We start from the raw sequence: 19731 nt of genomic DNA on the forward strand, positions 1-19731 counted from the left end.
CTAAATGGAAATCGATATGTCCCCCGTCGCTCCATAACAGTTAGAGCGACTTAAGGGCAATTCCTTACAAAAAAATTTTACCGTTTTTTATTACTCCGTTGCCTCAGTAACAGTAGGTACTAAACGATACACTCCGTCGCCTTCAGCTGTCAGGTAGATGTAGCCATCGGGACCTTGAACGACGTCGCGAATTCTGCCTACGCCTTCAACCAGTTTGGTTTCACCTAAAATATCGTTGCCTTCTACATCAAGGTGAGCGATATAAGAGAATTTAAGGGAGGCTACCAGCAGGTCACCTTCCCAGCCCGGATATTTATCACTGTTCACAAATGCCATACCGGCCGGGGCTATGGATGGATCCCAATATAAAATGGGCTGCTCCATACCTGCACGAGCCGTGTCTTCAGCGAATTCGGTTCCGTTATAGTTGATACCATAACTGATCACCGGCCATCCGTAATTATTACCGGCTTCAACAATATTGACTTCATCACCACCTCTTGGTCCGTGCTCATTAGCCCAGATCTGCCCGGTATTTGGATTCATATCCATTCCCTGTGGGTTTCTGTGCCCGTATGAATACACGGCATCAATGCCTTCTTCCCCTACAAATGGATTATCAGAAGGAACCGAACCGTCGTCATTCAGTCGATACACCTTACCGCCATCCATGGTGATATCCTGAGGCAGTACGTCTCTGTTTCCTCGATCTCCAATGGAGAAGAACATGTATCCGTCGTTATCAAAAACAATTCGGCTTCCGTAATGCTGTCCACGTGTTGAATTTGGTTCGGCCTTATACAACACCTCAGAGTCAACCAATGCATCATTCTCCAGTTTGGCTCTCATGATAGCAGTATTACTGCCTTCCCCTCCACCGGCACTTGAGGCATAGGAGAAATAGATCCAGCCGTTGCTTTCATAATCGGGATGCAGGGTAATATCCAGGAAACCACCTTGTCCGTTTACCTGAAGATCTGATGGAATACCGTCCGTGATCTCAGCCACCACTTCACCGCCATTGACGCGATATAGCTTTCCGCTTTTCTCGGTCACCAGCATGTCACCTTCAGGTAAAAATGCGATGCCCCAGCCAATACCGTCAAGTGATACCACTTTTTCGGCTTCTACACTCACGTCCACGGGGGTGCTATCCGCTTCACCTGACTGACCATTACAACCCACACCTGCCAGCAGCAATGAGAGTACCATTAATGTTGACGTATTGAATTTTTTGAAATTCATGATTGACCTCAGTTTGTTGATATTATTGATATAGAAATTGTCGGAACTCATCCACGCCCATATAACCGGTTTTTTTCTTCACAACGTTTCCTTCTGCATCAAGGATCAGTGATGTCGGAAATACGTAGGCGCCTTTACTTTGTGCAAAATCTTTTGAAGGAACCTGTTCGTTATTAAAGGTGATCATTTCGGTGGAGTTCCCATCCAGCCTGACGGGAATGTAACTGGCATCCAAAACCTGACGAACCGTGGAATCAGGAAATACCTCACGGTCCATGGCCCGGCAATACCGACACCCGATCTCAAATACATCCACAAAAATGAGCTTATCTGATTCTTTTGCCATTTCCTGAGCCTCATGGATAGGGATCCAGTCCGGAGAGTTGTCATTGACCGGGGCCTGAACGTTACTCAGCGATATATACGCAAATATCCCAAGGAACAAGCTGACAGCAATGATGATGATCGTTTTCTTCTGCATGGAAATAAATTTTCTTGATGAGTACTATGATACAAAATAATGACTTCAGATTGGCACTAAACGCATTTATTTACAGTTTTAACAAAAACGCTGAAATCATATTTCTTTACCTTCACTCAAAAATAATAAAATTACCCTTTATGAAAGAAATAGACTCCTACAAATTGGGCAAAGTTCAGGTCACCATTTCAGAAACAGACCGACCCAATAAATTAAAAGTGGAGTGTTTTGACGGAGAATACCGATCTGAGTTTACAGTTAGTGAGTATGAATTCACAAATTATCGGCGACTCATGAATCAACGTATTACCCAGGCTTATAAAAATGCAGGGGAAGATTAAAAAGAAAGGCAGGTCAGACCGAATCTCGAAGGCATAAAAAAAGCCGACTCTTTTTTGAGTCCGCCGCTTCGTTTTTTGAATAACTGCTACCAATATACGGCGGGATTACCCCCTCGACCAAATCAAATTTCTTTTGTATAACTAATAGAAAGTAATCAAATATTATTCTTAGTTTAACCGCCTACTTTAACTAATTCAAAGCAGTCAATATTTAGACACTATGCCTAAGAAGATCGGTGAACTAACCCTTTATTCCGTTGATGATCTGCACGAGATACTTGGAATTTCCAAAATGACGCTTCGGACCTACCTCCGGGAAGGGCGGCTTCGTGGACGAAAACTGGGGGTGAGCTGGTACGTGACCGAAGAAGCCATCCGCGAGTATTTTGATGAACCTCAGGCTGAGTCCGGTTCAACCCAGAATACGAAACCTTCAGGTGGCCGACGTTACATTGTGCAGGGCATCAACGACCTGGTGAGTGAAACCGAAGAATGTGATACCATTGAGCAAGTGATCTCTACTCTGAAAGAGCAGGCTATTATTAGCTTGTTTCAGGTGCAAGTGGTGGATCGCGATACCAACGAAATAACCGAAATTATCAAAGCACGAGATTTTTTAGACCAATATGCTAAAGCTTAAAGATACCGGACTGGAAGAATTTTCTTTCGGCGACAACCCCGACGACCTGTTCTATATCCTGGTAAACAAAAAGATCAGTCCCGACGGGATCGATGTTGAAAGACTCAGTAAGGCAGACCCGCGTAAATTTGATGCCGTTCTGGGTGAAATGGGCTGCATCCTGATGCTGAATGGACTGGAAGTGACTGAACTGTGTATGCGTGGAGAGCTGGACAATGAAAACCTTCACGAAAGCATGTTCGACCTGGCTAAAGATGAGGGCATCATCTAATTCATATTCTGTACACTTTTCTGCCCTACCTTTTTCCGTTGATCATAAAATAACCTGATACTATGCGTGCATTGGTGGTTGAAGACGAGGTTTTGCTAAATGAGGAGCTTGAGGAACTGCTCCTTGAAGAGCACTTTACCGTCGATACCGCCCTGGATTTTGATCAGGCCAAGGATCTTTTACTCGGTGAACAATACGACCTGGTTTTGCTGGATCTAAGTCTGCCGGGTGGCGATGGTCTCGATCTTTTGAAACTGATCAAGAAGCAGCGCAAAACTTCTGATGACACGGCCGTCATTATTTTAACTGCCCGTGGTGAACTTGAAGACCGGGTTCAGGGACTTGAACTTGGCAGTGATGACTACCTTTCCAAACCGTTTGCCATGCCGGAGCTTCGTGCACGTATTCACGCCGTTTTGCGCCGGAAGTTCAAGATCGATGATAACGAGATCAGTATTGAAGGTGTATCGATTCACCTTGATCAGACCGAGGTAAGCTACAAAAATGGATTCCTTGACCTGACAGATACGGAGTACAAAATGCTTCGGTATCTCTTTCTCAATAAAAATAAGACTGTCACAAGAATTGCACTGTCTGAACATATATGGGGTAACAAGATCGACGACCGTTTTTCACTGGATTTCATTAATTCCCACATGAAAAATATCCGTAGAAAATTGTCGGATGCAGGGGCCCCTGACCTCATCGATACGGTTTATGGAGTCGGATATAAAGTAAAGGCGCATGAAGCTTAACAACAAAATACTGATCAGTAATTCACTGCTTTCCCTGTTCATGTTGGTGGTAACCGGACTGGGCACCTATTATGTTGTGAACACCACCATCTATGATGAACTCGATTTCCATTTGCTTCAGCACAAAGCTGACATACAACAGCAGCTCATGGAAGACCCTAACAGCCTGGACGAGGTAAAGAGACTTGGTGGACTAGGCTCCTACGAATGGGTTGAGATCAGTGACTTCGATCAAAGTATCACCCTTCATTCCAATAATTTTTCGACTATAGATACGGTACGGTATGCGGAAGTGTCTGAACTTCCTGAATCGTACCGCAAGCTAACCACCACTTTATCAGTTGGAGGCTCTCATTTTCTGCTCGAAATTTTTGAGGAGGTGGCCGCCTGGGAGAAGATCAGTATGACGGTAATGCTAAGTGTTCTGGCTGCTTTATTTATGTGGGTGATCTTGCTGTATGTGGTCAACCAATACGCCTTTGGCCGGATCCTTTCTCCCTTTTACGACACTGTTGACCGGCTGGAGCATATTTCATCACCCAATGAGTTAGGTGAACCGTTTCCTGAGCCTAATACCTACGAGATCAGGGTATTGAATAATGCTTTGAACACCATGCTCACTCAGATCAAATCTTCTTTTGATGATCAGCGGAAATTCATACAAAATGCCTCTCATGAATTACTGACCCCTCTCTCCATCATTCGTCAGAAAGCGGAGAAATTGATCTCAGATTCTGAAGAACCGGATCCTTCCAGCCTTGAACGCCTGCATGAAATACAACAAACAGCCGTCCGGCTCACTCGTCTCAGTAACACACTTCTGCTTATAAGCCGGGTCGAAAACAAACAATATGAAATGAGTGATCAGATCGACATCATACAGATCGTTGAACGGGTGCTAAAGGAGCTGGCTGATTTTACGGAGATCAAAGAGATCACCATTGAAACAGAATTCTCTCGGGCGGTTAACATTAAAGGAAACCGGGAACTCATTCACTCTGCGGTTTATAACATCATCCAGAATGCCATTAAATTTTCACCGGATGGTGGTAAGATCCGGATATCGATTGCTGAAAATGCATCAGATCAGATAGTTTTATCCGTTAAGGACGAAGGGCCCGGAATACCCGAGGATCTGATCGACCAGGTGTTCGACCGGTTCAGAAAAGGGGACAAACTATCAGGGCACGGCAGCTCAAGTCCCGGCCTTGGATTGTCCATCGTCAAAAGTATCTGCGAGCTGCACGGGTGTGAGTATAAAGCAGTAAATAACCCTGATAAGGGGGTATCTTTCAGCCTTATCTTCTGAATCCATTTTCTCTACAGATTTGATGATTAGCTTGGAGTGAAAATTAATGCTCTAAGTTGATCGACATGATTCATTCTGTAATTCTTGCGGCCTTGATGTTGTTTCAGGCTGCCCCTGCTCCCGGTGATACCACAGATCTATCGACCCTAAGTGTTCAGAAGGCACTTGAGATCGCCTACCGTCAGAACCCCCAGATCAAACAGCTTCAGTACCAGATCAGAGCTCAGGAAAAACAGGAAACACTGAGTTTTGGTTTAGCAGACCCAGAGATCAGCTATATGAGAGAAGGGATTGACAACGGCGATTTCAGTGAACAGCGGTGGTCGGTTTCACAAAGCCTTGAGTTTCCGTTATCAAGTATTTATCGAAATAAACAGGAAAAGGCGACCACCGGATCCCTTCAGCTAAAACTTCAGGACCTGCAGAATCAGGTCAAAGCCGAGGTTAAGACCGCCTACACCCAACTGGCTTATGCTTTGCAATCAGGCAACCTGGCCGGTGAGAGAGTGCAGCTGTTTGAGAACCTGAGTGAAGCTGCTCAGGCCCGGGCTGATATGGGAGAATCATCCGAGATCGATGCCATGCAGGCCGACCTACAATTGCAGGAAGCCCGTAATAATCAGGAAACTACGTTCAAAGAGATCATGAATGCCCGGTATGATCTGTTTCAAACCATCGGCCTCGACCCTGAGGATCAAACCTATGATATCGGCTTCACGGATACCCTGAGTTACAAAATAGTTGATATCGATCAGGATGAAGTGATGATACAGCTTGAGGATCATCCTAAACTCAAACAAATTCAACGGGAAGTGGATGCCACATCATTTGGCAAAAAATTGGCAAAAAGCACCTACTTGCCTGACCTCAATCTGAGTTACTACCGTCAGGACTTTGGGAATGATTACGAGTTTTATGGCTTCGAGGTCGGCGTCAGTATTCCTCTTTGGTTTATGGCAAAACAATCACCCGAGGTACAAAAAGCCAACGCCGTTCAAACTGCCACGGAGTGGAAGTACGAAGACTACCGGCTCCTCCTGAAAAAACAGGCCGAACAAACCTGGCACAGTTATGAATCTGCCAAAAATAATATCGAACGGTTCAGAGAAAATATTCAGGCCAAATCCTATGACCTGGTTCAAATGACCCAGAAGGGTTACAGCCTTGGCGAACTAGATCTGCTCACACTCCTTGAAGCCCAGCGCACCTACCTAAGAACACAGGAAACCTACTATCAAACACTGAGGGATTATTATTTGACCGTGATTGACCTGGAGCGCTACCTGCAAACTGACATCATTTTTAACTAGCAAAAGAAAACAGCCATGAAAGCATCACCCTTCAATATTCTAAAACGATCTCTCTTAAAAGCTGCTGTCGTGCTATTTGCCTCTGTTTCTTTGGCATTCAGCGGATGCTCGGGGAGCTCAGATTCACCAACCACTGAAGACACTGGAGCCCCTCCTTCTTTGAGCGCTGAACAAACCGTCCAAAGTGTTAAACTGACGGAGGAACAGGCCAACAATCTTCATATTGAAACCTATACCGTCAGTGCTGAACCGATCTCATTTTCTATCGAAGCGCCGGGAGAGATATTCCCTGCACCTGAGCGGTTCTCAGTGGTCAGTGCTCCTATCGATGGACGGGTATCGAATATTTATGCTCATGAGGGTGAACGCGTCTCAAAAGGCGATCCTTTGTTGGAGCTGGAAAGTCTCGAATTCGCCAACTTAGTGGCTGCTTACCTGGAAGCGACGGCTGAAATCACCTATCAGCAACAGCAGGTGGAGCGACTTGAAGTGTTGACAGAGGATAAGATCAGTCCACTCCGAAACCTGGAACGGGCACAGGCCGACCTTCGGCTCGCCCAAACCCGGCAAAGTGCCGCATTGGCTCGCTTAAAAGCGGTTGGGATCACCGAAAGCCAAACCAGACGCTGGGATCCATTTGCCTCAGACCCTAATGCCAAACTGACCATTTATGCCTCTATTGACGGAGTGTTGAACGAACATCTTATTGAAATGGGCGAGTCAGTTACGGCTTACCAACGGCTGTTGGATATCATTGATAATACGGAAGTGCTGGTTCGTGGATTTATCGCCCCTGAAGACGCTTATTTCATCAAGCCGGGCACGCCCCTTACCATCACTGAACGTGGCAGCCGGAATGGTGTTTCTGCTCACTCTCTTGATGCAAGAGTCACAACCGTCAACCCGGCACTGGACCAAAATAACCGGTCCGTGGTATTGAACTCTATTGTCACCACAAAAGACAATTGGCCATTAGTAGGACAAAGCGTAAGGCTAACCTATCAGGCTCAACCCGATGAAAATACGATAAGTATTCCTATTGCAGCCGTTCAGTACGAACAATCGGACGCCACGGTATTTGTTCAGATCTCTGATATGGAATATGAAAAACGAACCATTGATATAGCCCGCATCACCGATGAACATGCCATACTGAACAGTGGCCTGGAACCGGGTGAAAAAGTAGCCGTTACTCAGGTTTTCAGCCTGAAAGCTCTTGAACGTTTTGAACAATTTGCAGACTAACCTCACATCAGCGAAACCATGTTAAACAATATCATTGATTTTAGTCTTCGCCAAAAATTCGTGGCTCTCTCGCTGGTCGTTTTGATGGCCGCCGGTGGTATCTTCTCACTACAGGATATCCCTATCAACTCGCAACCTGACGTAACGCCCGTTCAGGTTCTGGTTATTACCAAAGCCGGACGTTACTCTCCTTATGATGTAGAACGGTTGGTGAGTTACCCGATCGAAACAGCCATGAACGGACTGCCGGATATCAAAGAAGTTCGATCTATCTCACAGTTTGGGTTATCTGCGGTTACCATCGAGTTTGACGAGGGCACCGATATCTATTTTGCCCGGCAGCTGGTGAGCCAAAGAGTTCAAAGTATAGCCGGTGAATTACCCGAGGGTGTTTCCTCACCTCAGCTGGGCCCCATTTCCACTGCTTTAGGTGAGATCGTTCAATATGTGGTGAGGGGACAAAATCATACGCTGACTGAGCTTCGCACCATACAGGATTGGCTCATTGCTCCACAACTGAAGACCGTGCAAGGTGTGACCGAGATCAACTCTTTCGGTGGTTTTGTGAAGCAATACGAAGTACAGGTCGATCCCGACAAACTTCGGAATTTTGGGATCGGGCTGAAAGATCTGACCGAAGCCATCTCAAATAACAACAGCGTATCGGGTGGTAATTATCTGGAACACAATCGTGAGCAATACATCATACGCGGATTCGGGCAGATCAGTACGCCAAAAAATATTGAGGACATCATTGTTAAGGAACTGGACAACCGCCCCATTTATGTGAAAGACATTGCCGACGTGACCCTTGGCCGGCAGCTACGTCAGGGTGCCGTAACTCAGGATGGTAATGGTGAGATCGTGACCGGTATCGTGATGATGCTCAGAGGTGGAAATGGCCGGGAGGTGATCGAGGATATTGATGTTAAGATCGATGAGGTGAACAAGAGCCTCCCTGAAGGTGTCACCATTGAAAAATTTTATGATCAATCCGATCTGGTAGACCGAACCACAAGCACCATCATTACCAATCTCGTTGAAGGAGGCTTCTTTGTGATCGCAGTGCTTTTGCTGTTATTGGGTGAAATTACCGGCGCCATCATTGTTGCCTCTGTGATCCCACTTTCCATGCTGTTTGCCTTTATTGGAATGGATCAGCTGGGGCTTGCTGCAAACCTGATGAGTCTTGGTGCCATTGACTTTGGTATGGTCGTGGATGGTTCCGTAGTGATGGTTGAAAACGTCGTTCACCGGCTCAACCATGATAAATCCGAAAAATCCAAATTAGTGATCATTCGGGAAGCCGCACACGAAGTGGCTCGCCCCATCTTCTTTGGCGTGCTCATTATCCTGATGGTATATGTACCTGTCATGACCTTTTCAGGCATGGAAGGGATTCTCTACCGGCCTATGGCTATCACGGTTGCAACCGCTGTATTCGGCTCATTGATACTGGCATTGGTTTACATCCCCGCGATGTCTGCCATCGTTTTCAAGAACGGAGTGAAACTCAGAAAGAACTATGTGATCAACTGGCTGCGTCCCCGATACAAAAAATTCCTTGAGCTCAGCCTGAATAAAAAAGCCATCACCATTGGTTCAGCTATTGTCATCTTTTTGTCATCCTTAACTTTACTGCCGTTCCTCGGCACTGAATTTTTACCGGAACTGGATGAAGGCTCCATCCTGGTAGAACAGGTCCGTATGCCTTCGGTAACCCTGGAAGAGTCTGTTGAAAACGCAAACTGGCTGGCCGGCAAACTCACTCAAAACATTCCTGAAATAAAAACCGTGGTACCTAAAACGGGTCGCTCTGACCTTGCCAACGACTGGATGGGTATTCACCAAACCGACGTATGGGTCGTCCTTAAACCCCGGGATGAATGGCGTAGTGGTCTATCCAAAGAGGATATTGTTGACCTCATACAACCCTATCTGGAAACCGAACCCGGGTTATCCTACAACTTTACCCAACCCATCGCCATGCGGGTTGATGAACTTACAAGCGGTGTGAAATCTGACATCGCGGTCAAGATATACGGAGAAGAGCTGGAGGTATTAGACCGCGTTGGACAGGATATTTCAGCCATTTTAAGTGATCTGGAGGGAACCGATAATCACTATCTGGAACAAAGCAGTGGCCAACCCTATTTCAATATTGAGATTGACCGGGAGGCCGTGGCCTCTTATGGCCTGAATGTGAATGATGTTCAACACGTCATTGAAACCGGTATTGGTGGAAGTGTTGCCGGCGAGATATTTGAAGGCCAACGCCGCTTTGATGTCGTCGTTCGTTTGCCTGAAAACCTTCGTAATACGTTTCAGGATATTATGGAAGTGCCATTACAGCTGCCTAACGGTGGTTACATTCCGCTTAAACAGGTGGCTCATATTTATGCTGAAGAAGGCCCTCGTGAAATAGCCCGCGAAAATGGATGGAGGCGTGCCATTCTGGGAATCAACATTCGCAATATTGATACCGGGACTTATGTGGCTAACCTTCAGGAAGCCATTGATACTCAGATCGATGTGCCGGCCGGTTATTTCCTGCAATATGGTGGAGCCTTCGAAGATCAGCAGCGGGCCATGAATCACTTATTCATCGTGGTTCCAATTTCGTTAGTGATCATTATCGGCCTGCTGTACCTGATGTTTGGTAAATTTCGGTTTACCATGCTCATATTCCTGAATCTCCCAATCGCGCTCTCCGGAGGTATCTTTATTCTGTGGATGCGGGGCATGTATCTCTCCGTTTCAGCCAGTATCGGCTTTGTAGCCCTATTTGGGGTGGCTGTTCTTAACGGTATCGTGCTCATCTCTCACCTGAATGATCTCAGGATGAAGGGGACCGATTTAAAAGAGGCCGTCATTCAGGGATCTGCTGACAGGCTACGTCCTGTGCTAATGACCGCCCTGGTTGCCAGCCTCGGTTTTCTTCCAATGGCCTTTAATGTAGGGCCGGGTTCAGAAGTTCAGCGCCCATTGGCCTCTGTTGTGATCGGCGGTCTGGTAACCTCCACCTTACTCACCTTGCTTGTACTTCCTACCATCTACCACTGGATGGAAAAAGGGAAAAAATTAGTGGATAAAACTGAAGAGTTCTAAACACAAGGAGATCATTATGAATCCTGCTCATTTACATTTGATCGTTAATCATATCCCAATATTCACCACGGTGATCGGGATCTTTATCCTGATCTGGGGGATGTATAAAAGCAACTCCTCCATCCGAAACATAGCCTTCGTACTATTCATTTTTGGTGCCGTGGGCAGCTATGTAGCCATCGAAACCGGAGAATCTGCAGAAGATATCGTGGAAGAAGTTGCGGCCGTTTCTCACGATGCCATACACGACCATGAAGAAGCCGCTGAATTATCTCTGTGGTTTGCCATTGCAATGGGCCTGCTAAGCATCGGCGCCCTGGCCGCGAAGCAATTAAACATCCGTTTTGAAACCGGCCTGCACATCGTAATTCTCGTAACCGCATTGATCACAGCCGGCATCCTGATGTACGTTGCTTACGAAGGTGGCGAGATCATGCATCAGGAAGCTTACACCGAACAGGTTCAATCAGGCAACTGACCTGATCTTTCGGTTCGTGATCATTCCACCATTTCCAGGCCCTCAAAAGGCAGATGACCGTTTTCCCATCGTTGATCTCTCCGGAGTGTACCATCTCGATGGCCTCACTGAAAGGTAAACGGTGCCGGGTTACAAATTCATCATCATCTACTTTTTGAGGGACCTTTTTTAAATCCCAGGCAATGTAAATATGTATCACTTCATCTGAGTACCCAATACCCGGGTAAAAGTGCCCCACATACTCCAAGTTTTCAGCTGTTAAGCCGGCTTCTTCCCTAAGTTCACGCTCAGCCGTTTTGTCCTGTACCTCCCCTTTATCAATTTTACCGGCAGGAACCTCCCAGAATATCTGCTCCATCGGGTACCTGAATTGCTTCAGCATTTGAATGTCACCATTCTCGTAAACGGGCACTACCGCACAGGCGCCGGGGTGTTTGATCCATTCACGTGATGAAACCATACCATCGGGCAGCTTCACTTCATCATAAAAAACATGGAGAAGCTTACCCTTAAAAACTTCCTTGGTATTCAGCTTTTTCTCTATCAGTAATTTATGGTCCTTCATATTGGTTTTAGAGCATTAATGACTGTAAATTTGGTGCGTCAATATCGCAAATAAAAGACAAGGTTTGGCTACTAACATCAAAAATATAGACGGAAAAAAGGTACAGGTATCGGGCCGGATCATGACCTGGTCTAATATGATATCCTTTTCCAGAATTCTGGTAGCTTTTCCTATCGTGTATTTGCACTATATCAACAACCTCCAGGTGACAACAGCGTCAGGCATCCTGATCTTTTACGGGGTGATCTCAGATTACCTCGATGGCTTTATTGCCCGAAAGACCAATACTATTTCAGAGGTTGGCAAAATGATTGACCCGATCGCTGACAAATTGTGTGCCCTTGTCTTGTTTGTCTATACGGTATGGATCGGCTGGATTCCCCTGTGGTTCCTGATATTGGCAATGATACGCGACATTACCATCATGCTCGGCTCTTATTTTATTAAAAGTAAGTATGATAAAGTGGCTATGGCCATTATGTCCGGAAAGATCTCCGTTAATGTGCTGGCTCTTTACTGGATCGCTGTTTTCTTCTTTCAGGAGGCCACGAATGTGCATATGTTTTTAATGGCTTGCTCAATTACCTTAATGGTGATATCGTGGATAGATTATTTTAACCGCTACCGCCTCATCATGCGCGGAGCAAAATTCAATTAGTGTTATTTATGGGATTTCTTGAAAAACTTGGACTGAAGAAAAAAGAAAAGCTGGACGAAGGTGTTCAGAAAAGCCGTGATGGATTATTAAATAAGATCGGTAAAGCTTTTGTTGGAAAAGATAAGGTTGACGACGCCATTCTGGATGATCTGGAAGAGATCCTGATCACTTCTGATGTGGGTGTGAATACCACCATTGAGATCATCAAAAAGATCGAAGAACGGGTAGCAAGGGATAAATTTGTCACACAGGATGAGCTTCAAAGCATGTTAAGGCAGGAGATCGTGGACCTGCTTGAAGATAACGCGCCGGACAAACCTGCCGAATTTAATGCCGACTTCCCCGTTAAACCGCACGTAATTTTAGTGGTTGGTGTGAATGGTGTGGGTAAAACTACCACTATTGGTAAACTGGCTCACCTCTACAAAAAAGCCGGCAAGAATGTGATACTTGGTGCGGCCGATACCTTCCGTGCTGCAGCCGTCGATCAGCTCAAGATCTGGAGTGAACGTGCCGATGTGCCTATCATTCAGCAGGGGCAAAATGCAGACCCTGCCTCTGTAGCCTACGATACGGTTGCTGCCGCCAAAGCACGTGGCGCTGATGTTGCATTGGTTGACACTGCGGGTCGACTTCACAACAAAAAAGCGTTGATGGAAGAACTTGCCAAGATAAAGCGAGTAATGGGCAAAGTGGTTGAGGGAGCTCCTCATGAAGTGATCCTGGTTTTAGATGCTTCTACCGGCCAAAATGCCCTTCAACAGGCACGCGCCTTTACTGAAACCGTTGAGATTACAGGTTTGGCTCTCACAAAACTGGATGGAACCGCTAAGGGCGGTATCGTGATCGGAGTGTCTCATGAATTGAATGTCCCCGTAAAATACATTGGCCTGGGTGAACAGATCGAAGACCTGCAAGTATTTGACCGGGCTGATTTTGTGAATGCTTTATTCGGAGAATAAAAAACGCCGGGTTTAGCCGGCTAATTCTGTAACATTTCTACCGGTGGAATCTCTTAACTACCACTACCTTTCCCTCCACCATCCGGGTTAGAATCGCCATCGGTTTTATCGTCTTCGTCAGGTGTGTTTAAACTAATGTTGTTATAAGCTAATGTTGCCTTCATAATTCTGATATTTTATAATTAATGTGCTCTGAGAAAAAACAATATATTAATATCTGCTGCAATATCGATAAAGACATCATGAAGGTATTTTTTCTCAGTTTACTGATACTCTCCCTGGGCTCGCTTTCAGGTGTGAAAGCCCAAGAGGCCAGTCCTGATTCTTTGTTTAACTTAGGGCATGATTATTACCGGCAAGCCAAGTATGATCTTGCTGCTGATCATTTTCAGCGATCCGCAGATCTATTTCTTCAGAGGGGCGATTCACTGAATTGGGCCGATGCTATTCGAAGACAAGGCGATACCATGATGAATCGTGGGCAGGTCCGTGAGGCATTAGACCTTTTTCTTTTTCTGGATAACAACCTTCCGGAGAATACGTCTTCCCCATTCAAGATAAGCTTCAACCGGGACCTAGGCAGAATTTACAGAGAACTGGAGCAGTATGATAAAGCCAAAGAATATTACCTAAAGGGGATCGAATTCGCCGAAGCTTCCGGAGATTCTTCTCAGATCGCTATTTTAAATAATAACATTTCGTATCCATACCTCTACTCGGGGGATTATCAGCAAGCCATCGCCTATCAACAAAAAGCCATTGAAATGTATGAGTCACTTGGTGATGAGTACTCGTTATCATTTGTACTGAATGGAATATTCCTCACGCTTAGAGATCTTAACCTGCACGAACAAGCCAATACCTACATCCGCAAAAGTAAAGATTTAGTGGAGCAGTTTGATAATCCTGACCGCCTGGATATTGCCTACCACAATATGGCTCTGAGTTATAATGACCTTGGCAAACGAGACAGTGCCATAATTTTTTATCACAAATCGCTTGAATTGTCCCGGATGCTGGAGAATCCTTTCGATATAACACAGACGCTTATAAATATCGGCTTGTTATATGAACGATCCAATGACTTCGACAATGCACTCGCTTACTATAATGAGGCTCTTGAAACCAATTATCAGACGGAACGCCCGGTTTCCATTGCTAAAAACCTGATGAGGTTAGCTGACGTTGCCACCAAAAATAACGATCTGGGTAATGCTGAAACGTTCTATACCGAGGCCTTGAACTGGATGGACCAAGCTGAATCACCCCAAACACTGGCTGACCTCTATCTTGATTTTTCCCAACTTGAAATTAAAAAGCACAATTACAAAAATGCGAAAAGTTACCTCGACGAAGCTTTTAGCATTTCAAATGAAAAAGATTTTAAAGACCAACAAGTAAGAGTTCACACTATCAGAGGTCAGCTATTTGAGGCTCAGGGTGAAACCGATAAAAGTTTGCAGGCTTTCAGAAATGCCTATGAACTGGCAAATGAAAGAACTCTCCCGAATCGAATTTTTCCGGCCATTGATCTTGCCAAAGCATATCACAAGGCTTCCTCAGATAGCTCATTTATTATAGCTGATAAAGCTTTTTCTATGATCGATGAGATCCGAACCAATGTGGCAGGACTCACTTTCCGTTCGGGATATTTTAGTCAGTATGCCGGCTTCTATAATGAGGTCGCCTCGTGGCATATCCTAAAAGGTAATGATGAAAAAGCTTACGACCTGGTTGAATCGGCAAAAGCCCGGGTCCTGATGGACGAGCTGGCTGAAGCTGAGAATAATTTCATTCAGCAACTGGATGAATCCACTATGATCAAGAAACAGCAATTGAGCAAGCAGATCGATCAGCTGTATAACAGGATCTACGAGTCTGATAATGAGAATGATATTCAGGAAATGAAAAACAAACTCAAAGACCTTGAGTTTGAGCATCAAAGCTTTGTAAATGAGATCAGGCAGAACATTCCGGAGTGGAAGAATTTTGAGTACCCCGAACCATTGACCTCCAACGACGTCATGGCTATGGTACCCGAAAACTCGGCTATCATCGAATTTGCTTATACCGATCAACAATTGATGATCTTTCTGATCACCTCCAAAAAGATCCATTCTAAAATCATTTCTGAGGTAGATGGGCAAGCTCCCAAAGAATATTTCACTGAAAACATCAGCTCTTTCAGAGATGCTATTACCGAACAGCTGCCTGTCAGCAGCCTTAACGAGATGTCCTATCCGTTATACAACCTGCTGGTCGAACAAATTCTCAATACATCCGACGAACAGATTGAAAATCTTGTGGTCGTTCCGGAAGGGAATCTAACTTTTTTACCCTTTGAAGCTCTCAACACAGGAAATAATTATCTGATACAAGACATAAACCTAAAGTACCTGCCATCAGCCTCCATTTATCCTTTTATTCAAGCCCCACATCGATCAACTCAATTTGACTTATTGGCGCTGGCCGGGTCGGGTTTTACAGATGGAACGGTGGCTTCTGAGTCGAGTTCACAAAATAATTTTGCCTCCCTCCCTTCCACCTTATTAGAGGTTGAGGCTATTGGAAAAAGCTTTGGTAATGCCAAGATCCTCAAAAATGATGACGTTACCGAAGCCGGGTTAAAATCGCACGACCTAAGTCAGTTCAGATTTCTTCATTTTGCAACCCATGGCAATATTGATGAGGTCAATCCATCCCAAAGCGGGTTGATCCTTTCCAAGAAAGCCGATGTAGAATCCCTGTTTGGGGAAGACGGTTATCTCAACAGTTCAGAGATCTCTGCTTTGACCCTTAATGCTGACCTTGTCACTCTAAGTGCCTGTAACACAGGCATGGGAAAGATCATTACGGGGGAAGGCCTGATCGGGCTTCAGCGTTCTTTCCTGACGGCCGGCTCTTCTGCCGTTATGGTCAGCCTATGGAACATCTACGATCGCAGTACAGCCGATTTCATGGCTGAGTTTTACAGTCAACTCAAGATCCATGAAGCCAATGATTATGGAGTGCTGAACCGTACTTTAGACTGGTTTGGTTTCTATGAACACCCCATGTTTGATTACAAAGCCAGAGCTCTACAGGATGCTAAATTGGCCATGATCGACCACCCATATTACAATCATCCCGTTCACTGGGCTCCTTTCATCCTGATCGGAAAATAAAAAAGGATGAACCCGCATTGAGTTCATCCTCTTTAATCTGAAAATATCCTAAACAGTGCTCAGTACTATCGGGGCTGAACCTGTGTCTTTTCAATGAATTCCTGATTATCCACCATCGGTCGCTCCGGACTGTTAGCTAATAAAGCGGTCAGGTTATAGACCAGATGAGTTCTTTCCAGAAATGGTTGAAAGGTGATCTTTTCAATATGGTCTTGCGGGCGATGGTAATCTTCATGGGTTCCATTAAAGAAGAATACAAATGGAACTCCTAACCGACCGAAATTCCAATGGTCACTTCGTCTGTAAAACTGGTTAGGGTCGTTTAGGTCGTTGTAACGCTTACTCAATGTCATATTAGGACCCATCTCGTTGGCAACCCGAGCCAGGCTGTCCATGCCTGATGAGATGATCTCACCGCCAATGATGTACACATAACTGCTGTCCTCAACATGCTCAGGGTCAACCCGGCCGATCATATCCATGTTGATGTTTGCCACCGTATTCTGAATGGAATAGATCGGATGGTCTGAGTAATAGCGTGAACCTAACAGGCCCTTTTCTTCTCCTGAAACGTTAATAAAAAGCACGCTTCTTTTCGGGCCAACACCGGCATTTTTGGCTTTCATCATGGCTTCAGCTGTTTGAAGTGATGCGGTGGTTCCGCTTCCGTCATCGTCGGCACCGTTGTAGATATTATCACCGGTTGAATCGGGCCGGCCTACACCAACATGATCGTAATGGGAGCTCAGTATCACTACCTCGTGTTTCATGGCCGGATCGGAACCTTCCAGGAAAGCCACCACATTTTGCGTTTCAACAATATTCTCGTTGATAACCGGACGGTGTTCTAATGTGAAATTCAGGTCATAAGCTTCAAATGACTCAGGTTGTGAAAATATACGTTGCTGCATTTCTTCCAGGGCTTCCAGGCTTTGTAAACCCAACATTTCGGCTCCAAGCTGCGGATGAACCCGGTTAAATGCCGGTGCATTACCGGAGTTGTTATCCTGCAGGTATTTAAGAGAAAGCCCTCTACCCTGACCAAATCCTGACATTCTGCTTTCAGCTTCCTGCTCAAAATCTTCCACATCGGTACCGATCACGAGAATGGTTCCAAGTGCTCCTTCATTTGATAAGACCGATTGCAGATATCGCATATCAGTCTTTCCTTCTTCATAAAACACCAGTACCCATTTTCCTTCCAGGTTTTCCGGGAAATGATCAATGCCTGCCTCTTCATCGATCATGCCGGCTCCTACAAAAGCCACCTTTCCTTGTAGTGGATCATTACCGCCAAAAATTGTTACGAAGTTACCGGATTCGGTTTTGTTGTGAACCGATCTGTCGGCTACTTCACCTGTTTCTGAATTTGTGAGCGTATAATTGATCTCATCAACCGCAGGCTGTATTAATTCATAATGCTGAAAGTAGGAATTGTTGTCTCCTACCGCTTTCAGGCCCATTTCCTTGTATCGTTTTGCAAGGTAATTTGCAGCTTTTTGTTCACCAATGGTTCCGGTTTCACGCCCTTGCAGTGAATCATGAGCCAGCACAGCCAGGTCGCTGTGTAGCTTTTCTATTGTGATCTCATCCGCAAATGAGAAGATATCGACATTTTCTGCTTGTTTGGAGCTGTTGAGTGTACTGCATGATACAAAAGCAGCCAACAGTGCAGTGATCAGTATATTTTTAGTCATTCTTATTTATTTAATGTGATTGGATATTAATTTGCGCCAATGATCTCATCCACAGGTTTGAGATCGATATAAAATTCAGTGGGGTCGTCTTCCAGAAACAGATTGACCTGTTGCTCCTTAATCATCTCAAGTACTGCCAGAAAGGTAACCACTACATAGATCTTGTTTTGTAAAGTTGAGCAAACTTCCATGAACGACTGCTTTCCCTTTTCCTGCAATCGGTTCAGTACAAATTCAGATTGCTCCTCAACGGTGGTACTTACCTTTTCAACGTGATGGACTATATTCTTTCTCTCAATATCCTGAAGGACTTTCTTAAAGGCTGCGATCAGATCAAACATGGTCACATCCTGTAAGGCTTCGCCGGAGGCTTGTTGCTCAACCGTATCAGCTTCAGGATAGCCTCTCATATATTTTTTCCGGGTTTCTTCATCCATGTCTGCCATCTTCTCAGACATTTCTTTATACCGTTTGTACTCCAGAAGTCGCTGAACCAACTCATACCGGGGATCTGATTCATCCAGTTCCTCTTCATCGGAATCCTCACGGGGTATCATCATTTTTGCCTTGATGGACATGAGCATACTCGCCATCAGAATAAACTCACTTGCTACATCAAGGTCCAGCTCTTCCATTAAATGTATATACTCCAGAAACTGCTTGGTGATATATGAGATGGGGATATCATAGATATCCAATTCGTCTCTTTTAATGAAGAAAAGCAGCAGGTCTAAGGGACCCTCGAAATTATTTAACTGTACTCTATACATATTCTATAAAACTACACTCTTGGCCAATCAATTTCCTGTTTTCTTTTACACAGCTAATGTTATTTTATGGCTTGGTTGAATCAAGTGCCTCAAACTAATGGATTACTCGAAATTTGTTGATGCGGTCCTGAATAATGATGAATCAATGATAACTGAGCAAGTCAAGGTTATCACTGCGGTTCTCATTAAATTTCTTACTGTACGTATGAACGCCTCCTTTGAGGACGCACAAGACTGCGCACAAAATACGCTCTTGATCGCATTAGAAAAAATCAGAAATGACGATCTGACCCACCCGGATGCCCTCATAAATTACCTGTTCACCACTTCCAAACATGAGTACTTTAAGGTGCTTTCAAAAGATCGAGAAGTAAATTATGAAGAGCTTCCCGAGCACCATTCTGCCAATGCCGACCAGCTTCACCGGTTAGTGAATAAGGAGAAAATGTCGCTTTTAAAGCGCTGTATGGAAGCTTTAAAGAGTGATTACAGAAAATACATTGAATTTTGGTTTCAAAACCCGGGCTATGAAACTTCAGTGGTTGCCGACCATTTTGGGATCTCTGTTAACAATGCCTGGACCAAGAAACACCGCATCATTAATGTCCTAAAAGAGTGCATTGAAAAAAAATTTCAAAAATAGTGTAAGGAATTGCATTCTCATCGCTCTAACTATAGGAGATCAGAATGTATTTAAAAATACATTCTGGCATATTGATTAAAGTTTAGAAC

Annotated in this window: 18 protein-coding genes; 13 read left to right on the plus strand and 5 right to left on the minus strand. The window is 44.9% G+C overall.

The genetic code is table 11. The annotated features are described in order from the left end of the window. Window positions 1-90 precede the first annotated feature (90 nt). Window positions 91-1245 (minus strand): PQQ-dependent sugar dehydrogenase, encoded by a 1155-nt coding sequence (locus C3B73_RS03410; protein WP_232802969.1) that lies wholly within the window; start codon window positions 1243-1245, stop codon window positions 91-93. Window positions 1246-1267: 22 nt separating this feature from the next. Next, window positions 1268-1726 carry a thioredoxin family protein gene (locus C3B73_RS03415; protein WP_103664229.1) on the minus strand — a complete coding sequence of 153 codons (459 nt, stop codon included), beginning with the start codon at window positions 1724-1726 and terminating at the stop codon, window positions 1268-1270. Window positions 1727-1866: 140 nt separating this feature from the next. Between C3B73_RS03415 and C3B73_RS03420 the strand changes: the two genes are divergently transcribed. From C3B73_RS03420 to C3B73_RS03460, 9 genes are all read left to right on the plus strand, one after another. Continuing rightward, window positions 1867-2067: a hypothetical protein gene (locus C3B73_RS03420; RefSeq protein WP_103664318.1), complete on the plus strand. Its 201-nt coding sequence runs from the start codon at window positions 1867-1869 to the stop codon at window positions 2065-2067. Between the two features lie 220 nt (window positions 2068-2287). Continuing rightward, on the plus strand, window positions 2288-2707 hold the full coding sequence (locus C3B73_RS03425) for a helix-turn-helix domain-containing protein (RefSeq protein WP_103664230.1): 420 nt from the start codon (window positions 2288-2290) through the stop codon (window positions 2705-2707). Continuing rightward, window positions 2694-2978: a hypothetical protein gene (locus C3B73_RS03430; RefSeq protein WP_103664231.1), complete on the plus strand. Its 285-nt coding sequence runs from the start codon at window positions 2694-2696 to the stop codon at window positions 2976-2978. Before C3B73_RS03425 ends, C3B73_RS03430 begins: the two co-directional genes overlap by 14 nt. 62 nt (window positions 2979-3040) lie before the next feature. Continuing rightward, window positions 3041-3733, plus strand: a complete 693-nt coding sequence (locus tag C3B73_RS03435) for a response regulator transcription factor (RefSeq protein ID WP_103664232.1) — start codon at window positions 3041-3043, stop codon at window positions 3731-3733. Further along, window positions 3723-5042, plus strand: coding sequence for a sensor histidine kinase (locus C3B73_RS03440; RefSeq protein WP_103664233.1), 1320 nt, complete (start codon window positions 3723-3725; stop codon window positions 5040-5042). Before C3B73_RS03435 ends, C3B73_RS03440 begins: the two co-directional genes overlap by 11 nt. A gap of 65 nt (window positions 5043-5107) precedes the next feature. Next, a complete protein-coding gene (locus C3B73_RS03445) occupies window positions 5108-6352 on the plus strand; it encodes a TolC family protein (RefSeq protein ID WP_103664234.1) in 1245 nt (414 codons plus the stop codon). A gap of 15 nt (window positions 6353-6367) precedes the next feature. Beyond that, complete coding sequence (locus C3B73_RS03450; protein WP_103664235.1) at window positions 6368-7597, plus strand: efflux RND transporter periplasmic adaptor subunit; 1230 nt, start codon at window positions 6368-6370, stop codon at window positions 7595-7597. An 18-nt stretch (window positions 7598-7615) separates the two neighbouring features. Continuing rightward, entirely contained in the window at window positions 7616-10705 is a 3090-nt protein-coding gene (locus tag C3B73_RS03455) for an efflux RND transporter permease subunit (RefSeq protein WP_103664236.1), read from the plus strand. A gap of 16 nt (window positions 10706-10721) precedes the next feature. Beyond that, a complete protein-coding gene (locus C3B73_RS03460; protein ID WP_103664237.1) occupies window positions 10722-11183 on the plus strand; it encodes a hypothetical protein in 462 nt (153 codons plus the stop codon). Here C3B73_RS03460 and C3B73_RS03465 read toward each other — a convergent pair. Then, on the minus strand, window positions 11137-11748 hold the full coding sequence (locus C3B73_RS03465) for an NUDIX domain-containing protein (protein WP_103664238.1): 612 nt from the start codon (window positions 11746-11748) through the stop codon (window positions 11137-11139). The two genes, C3B73_RS03460 and C3B73_RS03465, sit on opposite strands and share 47 nt — an antisense overlap. A gap of 64 nt (window positions 11749-11812) precedes the next feature. Between C3B73_RS03465 and C3B73_RS03470 the strand changes: the two genes are divergently transcribed. The 3 genes from C3B73_RS03470 to C3B73_RS03480 all read left to right on the plus strand — a co-directional run bounded on the left by C3B73_RS03470 (window position 11813) and on the right by C3B73_RS03480 (window position 16532). Further along, complete coding sequence (locus tag C3B73_RS03470; RefSeq protein ID WP_103664239.1) at window positions 11813-12406, plus strand: CDP-alcohol phosphatidyltransferase family protein; 594 nt, start codon at window positions 11813-11815, stop codon at window positions 12404-12406. Between the two features lie 8 nt (window positions 12407-12414). Further along, window positions 12415-13368 (plus strand): signal recognition particle-docking protein FtsY, encoded by a 954-nt coding sequence (ftsY, locus tag C3B73_RS03475; protein ID WP_103664240.1) that lies wholly within the window; start codon window positions 12415-12417, stop codon window positions 13366-13368. Window positions 13369-13610: 242 nt separating this feature from the next. Next, window positions 13611-16532 (plus strand): CHAT domain-containing protein, encoded by a 2922-nt coding sequence (locus tag C3B73_RS03480; RefSeq protein WP_198597264.1) that lies wholly within the window; start codon window positions 13611-13613, stop codon window positions 16530-16532. A 65-nt stretch (window positions 16533-16597) separates the two neighbouring features. Here C3B73_RS03480 and C3B73_RS03485 read toward each other — a convergent pair whose 3' ends face one another. Both C3B73_RS03485 and C3B73_RS03490 read right to left on the minus strand, forming a co-directional pair. Next, window positions 16598-18229, minus strand: a complete 1632-nt coding sequence (locus C3B73_RS03485) for a M28 family peptidase (protein ID WP_103664242.1) — start codon at window positions 18227-18229, stop codon at window positions 16598-16600. A gap of 26 nt (window positions 18230-18255) precedes the next feature. Beyond that, window positions 18256-18999 carry a segregation and condensation protein A gene (locus tag C3B73_RS03490; protein WP_103664243.1) on the minus strand — a complete coding sequence of 248 codons (744 nt, stop codon included), beginning with the start codon at window positions 18997-18999 and terminating at the stop codon, window positions 18256-18258. Between the two features lie 145 nt (window positions 19000-19144). Here C3B73_RS03490 and C3B73_RS03495 point away from each other — a divergent pair, with 145 nt between their 5' ends. Beyond that, entirely contained in the window at window positions 19145-19642 is a 498-nt protein-coding gene (locus C3B73_RS03495; protein ID WP_232802971.1) for an RNA polymerase sigma factor, read from the plus strand. Window positions 19643-19731: the final 89 nt, after the last annotated feature.

Origin of the sequence: Gracilimonas amylolytica (genome assembly GCF_002911695.1) — a bacterium.
GTDB lineage: Bacteria > Bacteroidota > Rhodothermia > Balneolales > Balneolaceae > Gracilimonas > Gracilimonas amylolytica.

What these genes read in the sequence shown, in the direction of transcription:
- C3B73_RS03410 (WP_232802969.1), bottom strand. Translation starts at nt 1,245, where the DNA reads ATGAATTTCAAAAAATTCAATACGTCAACATTAATGGTACTCTCATTG.
- C3B73_RS03415 (WP_103664229.1), bottom strand. Translation starts at nt 1,726, where the DNA reads ATGCAGAAGAAAACGATCATCATCATTGCTGTCAGCTTGTTCCTTGGG.
- C3B73_RS03420 (WP_103664318.1), top strand. Translation starts at nt 1,867, where the DNA reads ATGAAAGAAATAGACTCCTACAAATTGGGCAAAGTTCAGGTCACCATT.
- C3B73_RS03425 (WP_103664230.1), top strand. Translation starts at nt 2,288, where the DNA reads ATGCCTAAGAAGATCGGTGAACTAACCCTTTATTCCGTTGATGATCTG.
- C3B73_RS03430 (WP_103664231.1), top strand. Translation starts at nt 2,694, where the DNA reads ATGCTAAAGCTTAAAGATACCGGACTGGAAGAATTTTCTTTCGGCGAC.
- C3B73_RS03435 (WP_103664232.1), top strand. Translation starts at nt 3,041, where the DNA reads ATGCGTGCATTGGTGGTTGAAGACGAGGTTTTGCTAAATGAGGAGCTT.
- C3B73_RS03440 (WP_103664233.1), top strand. Translation starts at nt 3,723, where the DNA reads ATGAAGCTTAACAACAAAATACTGATCAGTAATTCACTGCTTTCCCTG.
- C3B73_RS03445 (WP_103664234.1), top strand. Translation starts at nt 5,108, where the DNA reads ATGATTCATTCTGTAATTCTTGCGGCCTTGATGTTGTTTCAGGCTGCC.
- C3B73_RS03450 (WP_103664235.1), top strand. Translation starts at nt 6,368, where the DNA reads ATGAAAGCATCACCCTTCAATATTCTAAAACGATCTCTCTTAAAAGCT.
- C3B73_RS03455 (WP_103664236.1), top strand. Translation starts at nt 7,616, where the DNA reads ATGTTAAACAATATCATTGATTTTAGTCTTCGCCAAAAATTCGTGGCT.
- C3B73_RS03460 (WP_103664237.1), top strand. Translation starts at nt 10,722, where the DNA reads ATGAATCCTGCTCATTTACATTTGATCGTTAATCATATCCCAATATTC.
- C3B73_RS03465 (WP_103664238.1), bottom strand. Translation starts at nt 11,748, where the DNA reads ATGAAGGACCATAAATTACTGATAGAGAAAAAGCTGAATACCAAGGAA.
- ftsY (WP_103664240.1), top strand. Translation starts at nt 12,415, where the DNA reads ATGGGATTTCTTGAAAAACTTGGACTGAAGAAAAAAGAAAAGCTGGAC.
- C3B73_RS03480 (WP_198597264.1), top strand. Translation starts at nt 13,611, where the DNA reads ATGAAGGTATTTTTTCTCAGTTTACTGATACTCTCCCTGGGCTCGCTT.
- C3B73_RS03485 (WP_103664242.1), bottom strand. Translation starts at nt 18,229, where the DNA reads ATGACTAAAAATATACTGATCACTGCACTGTTGGCTGCTTTTGTATCA.
- C3B73_RS03490 (WP_103664243.1), bottom strand. Translation starts at nt 18,999, where the DNA reads ATGTATAGAGTACAGTTAAATAATTTCGAGGGTCCCTTAGACCTGCTG.
- C3B73_RS03495 (WP_232802971.1), top strand. Translation starts at nt 19,145, where the DNA reads ATGATAACTGAGCAAGTCAAGGTTATCACTGCGGTTCTCATTAAATTT.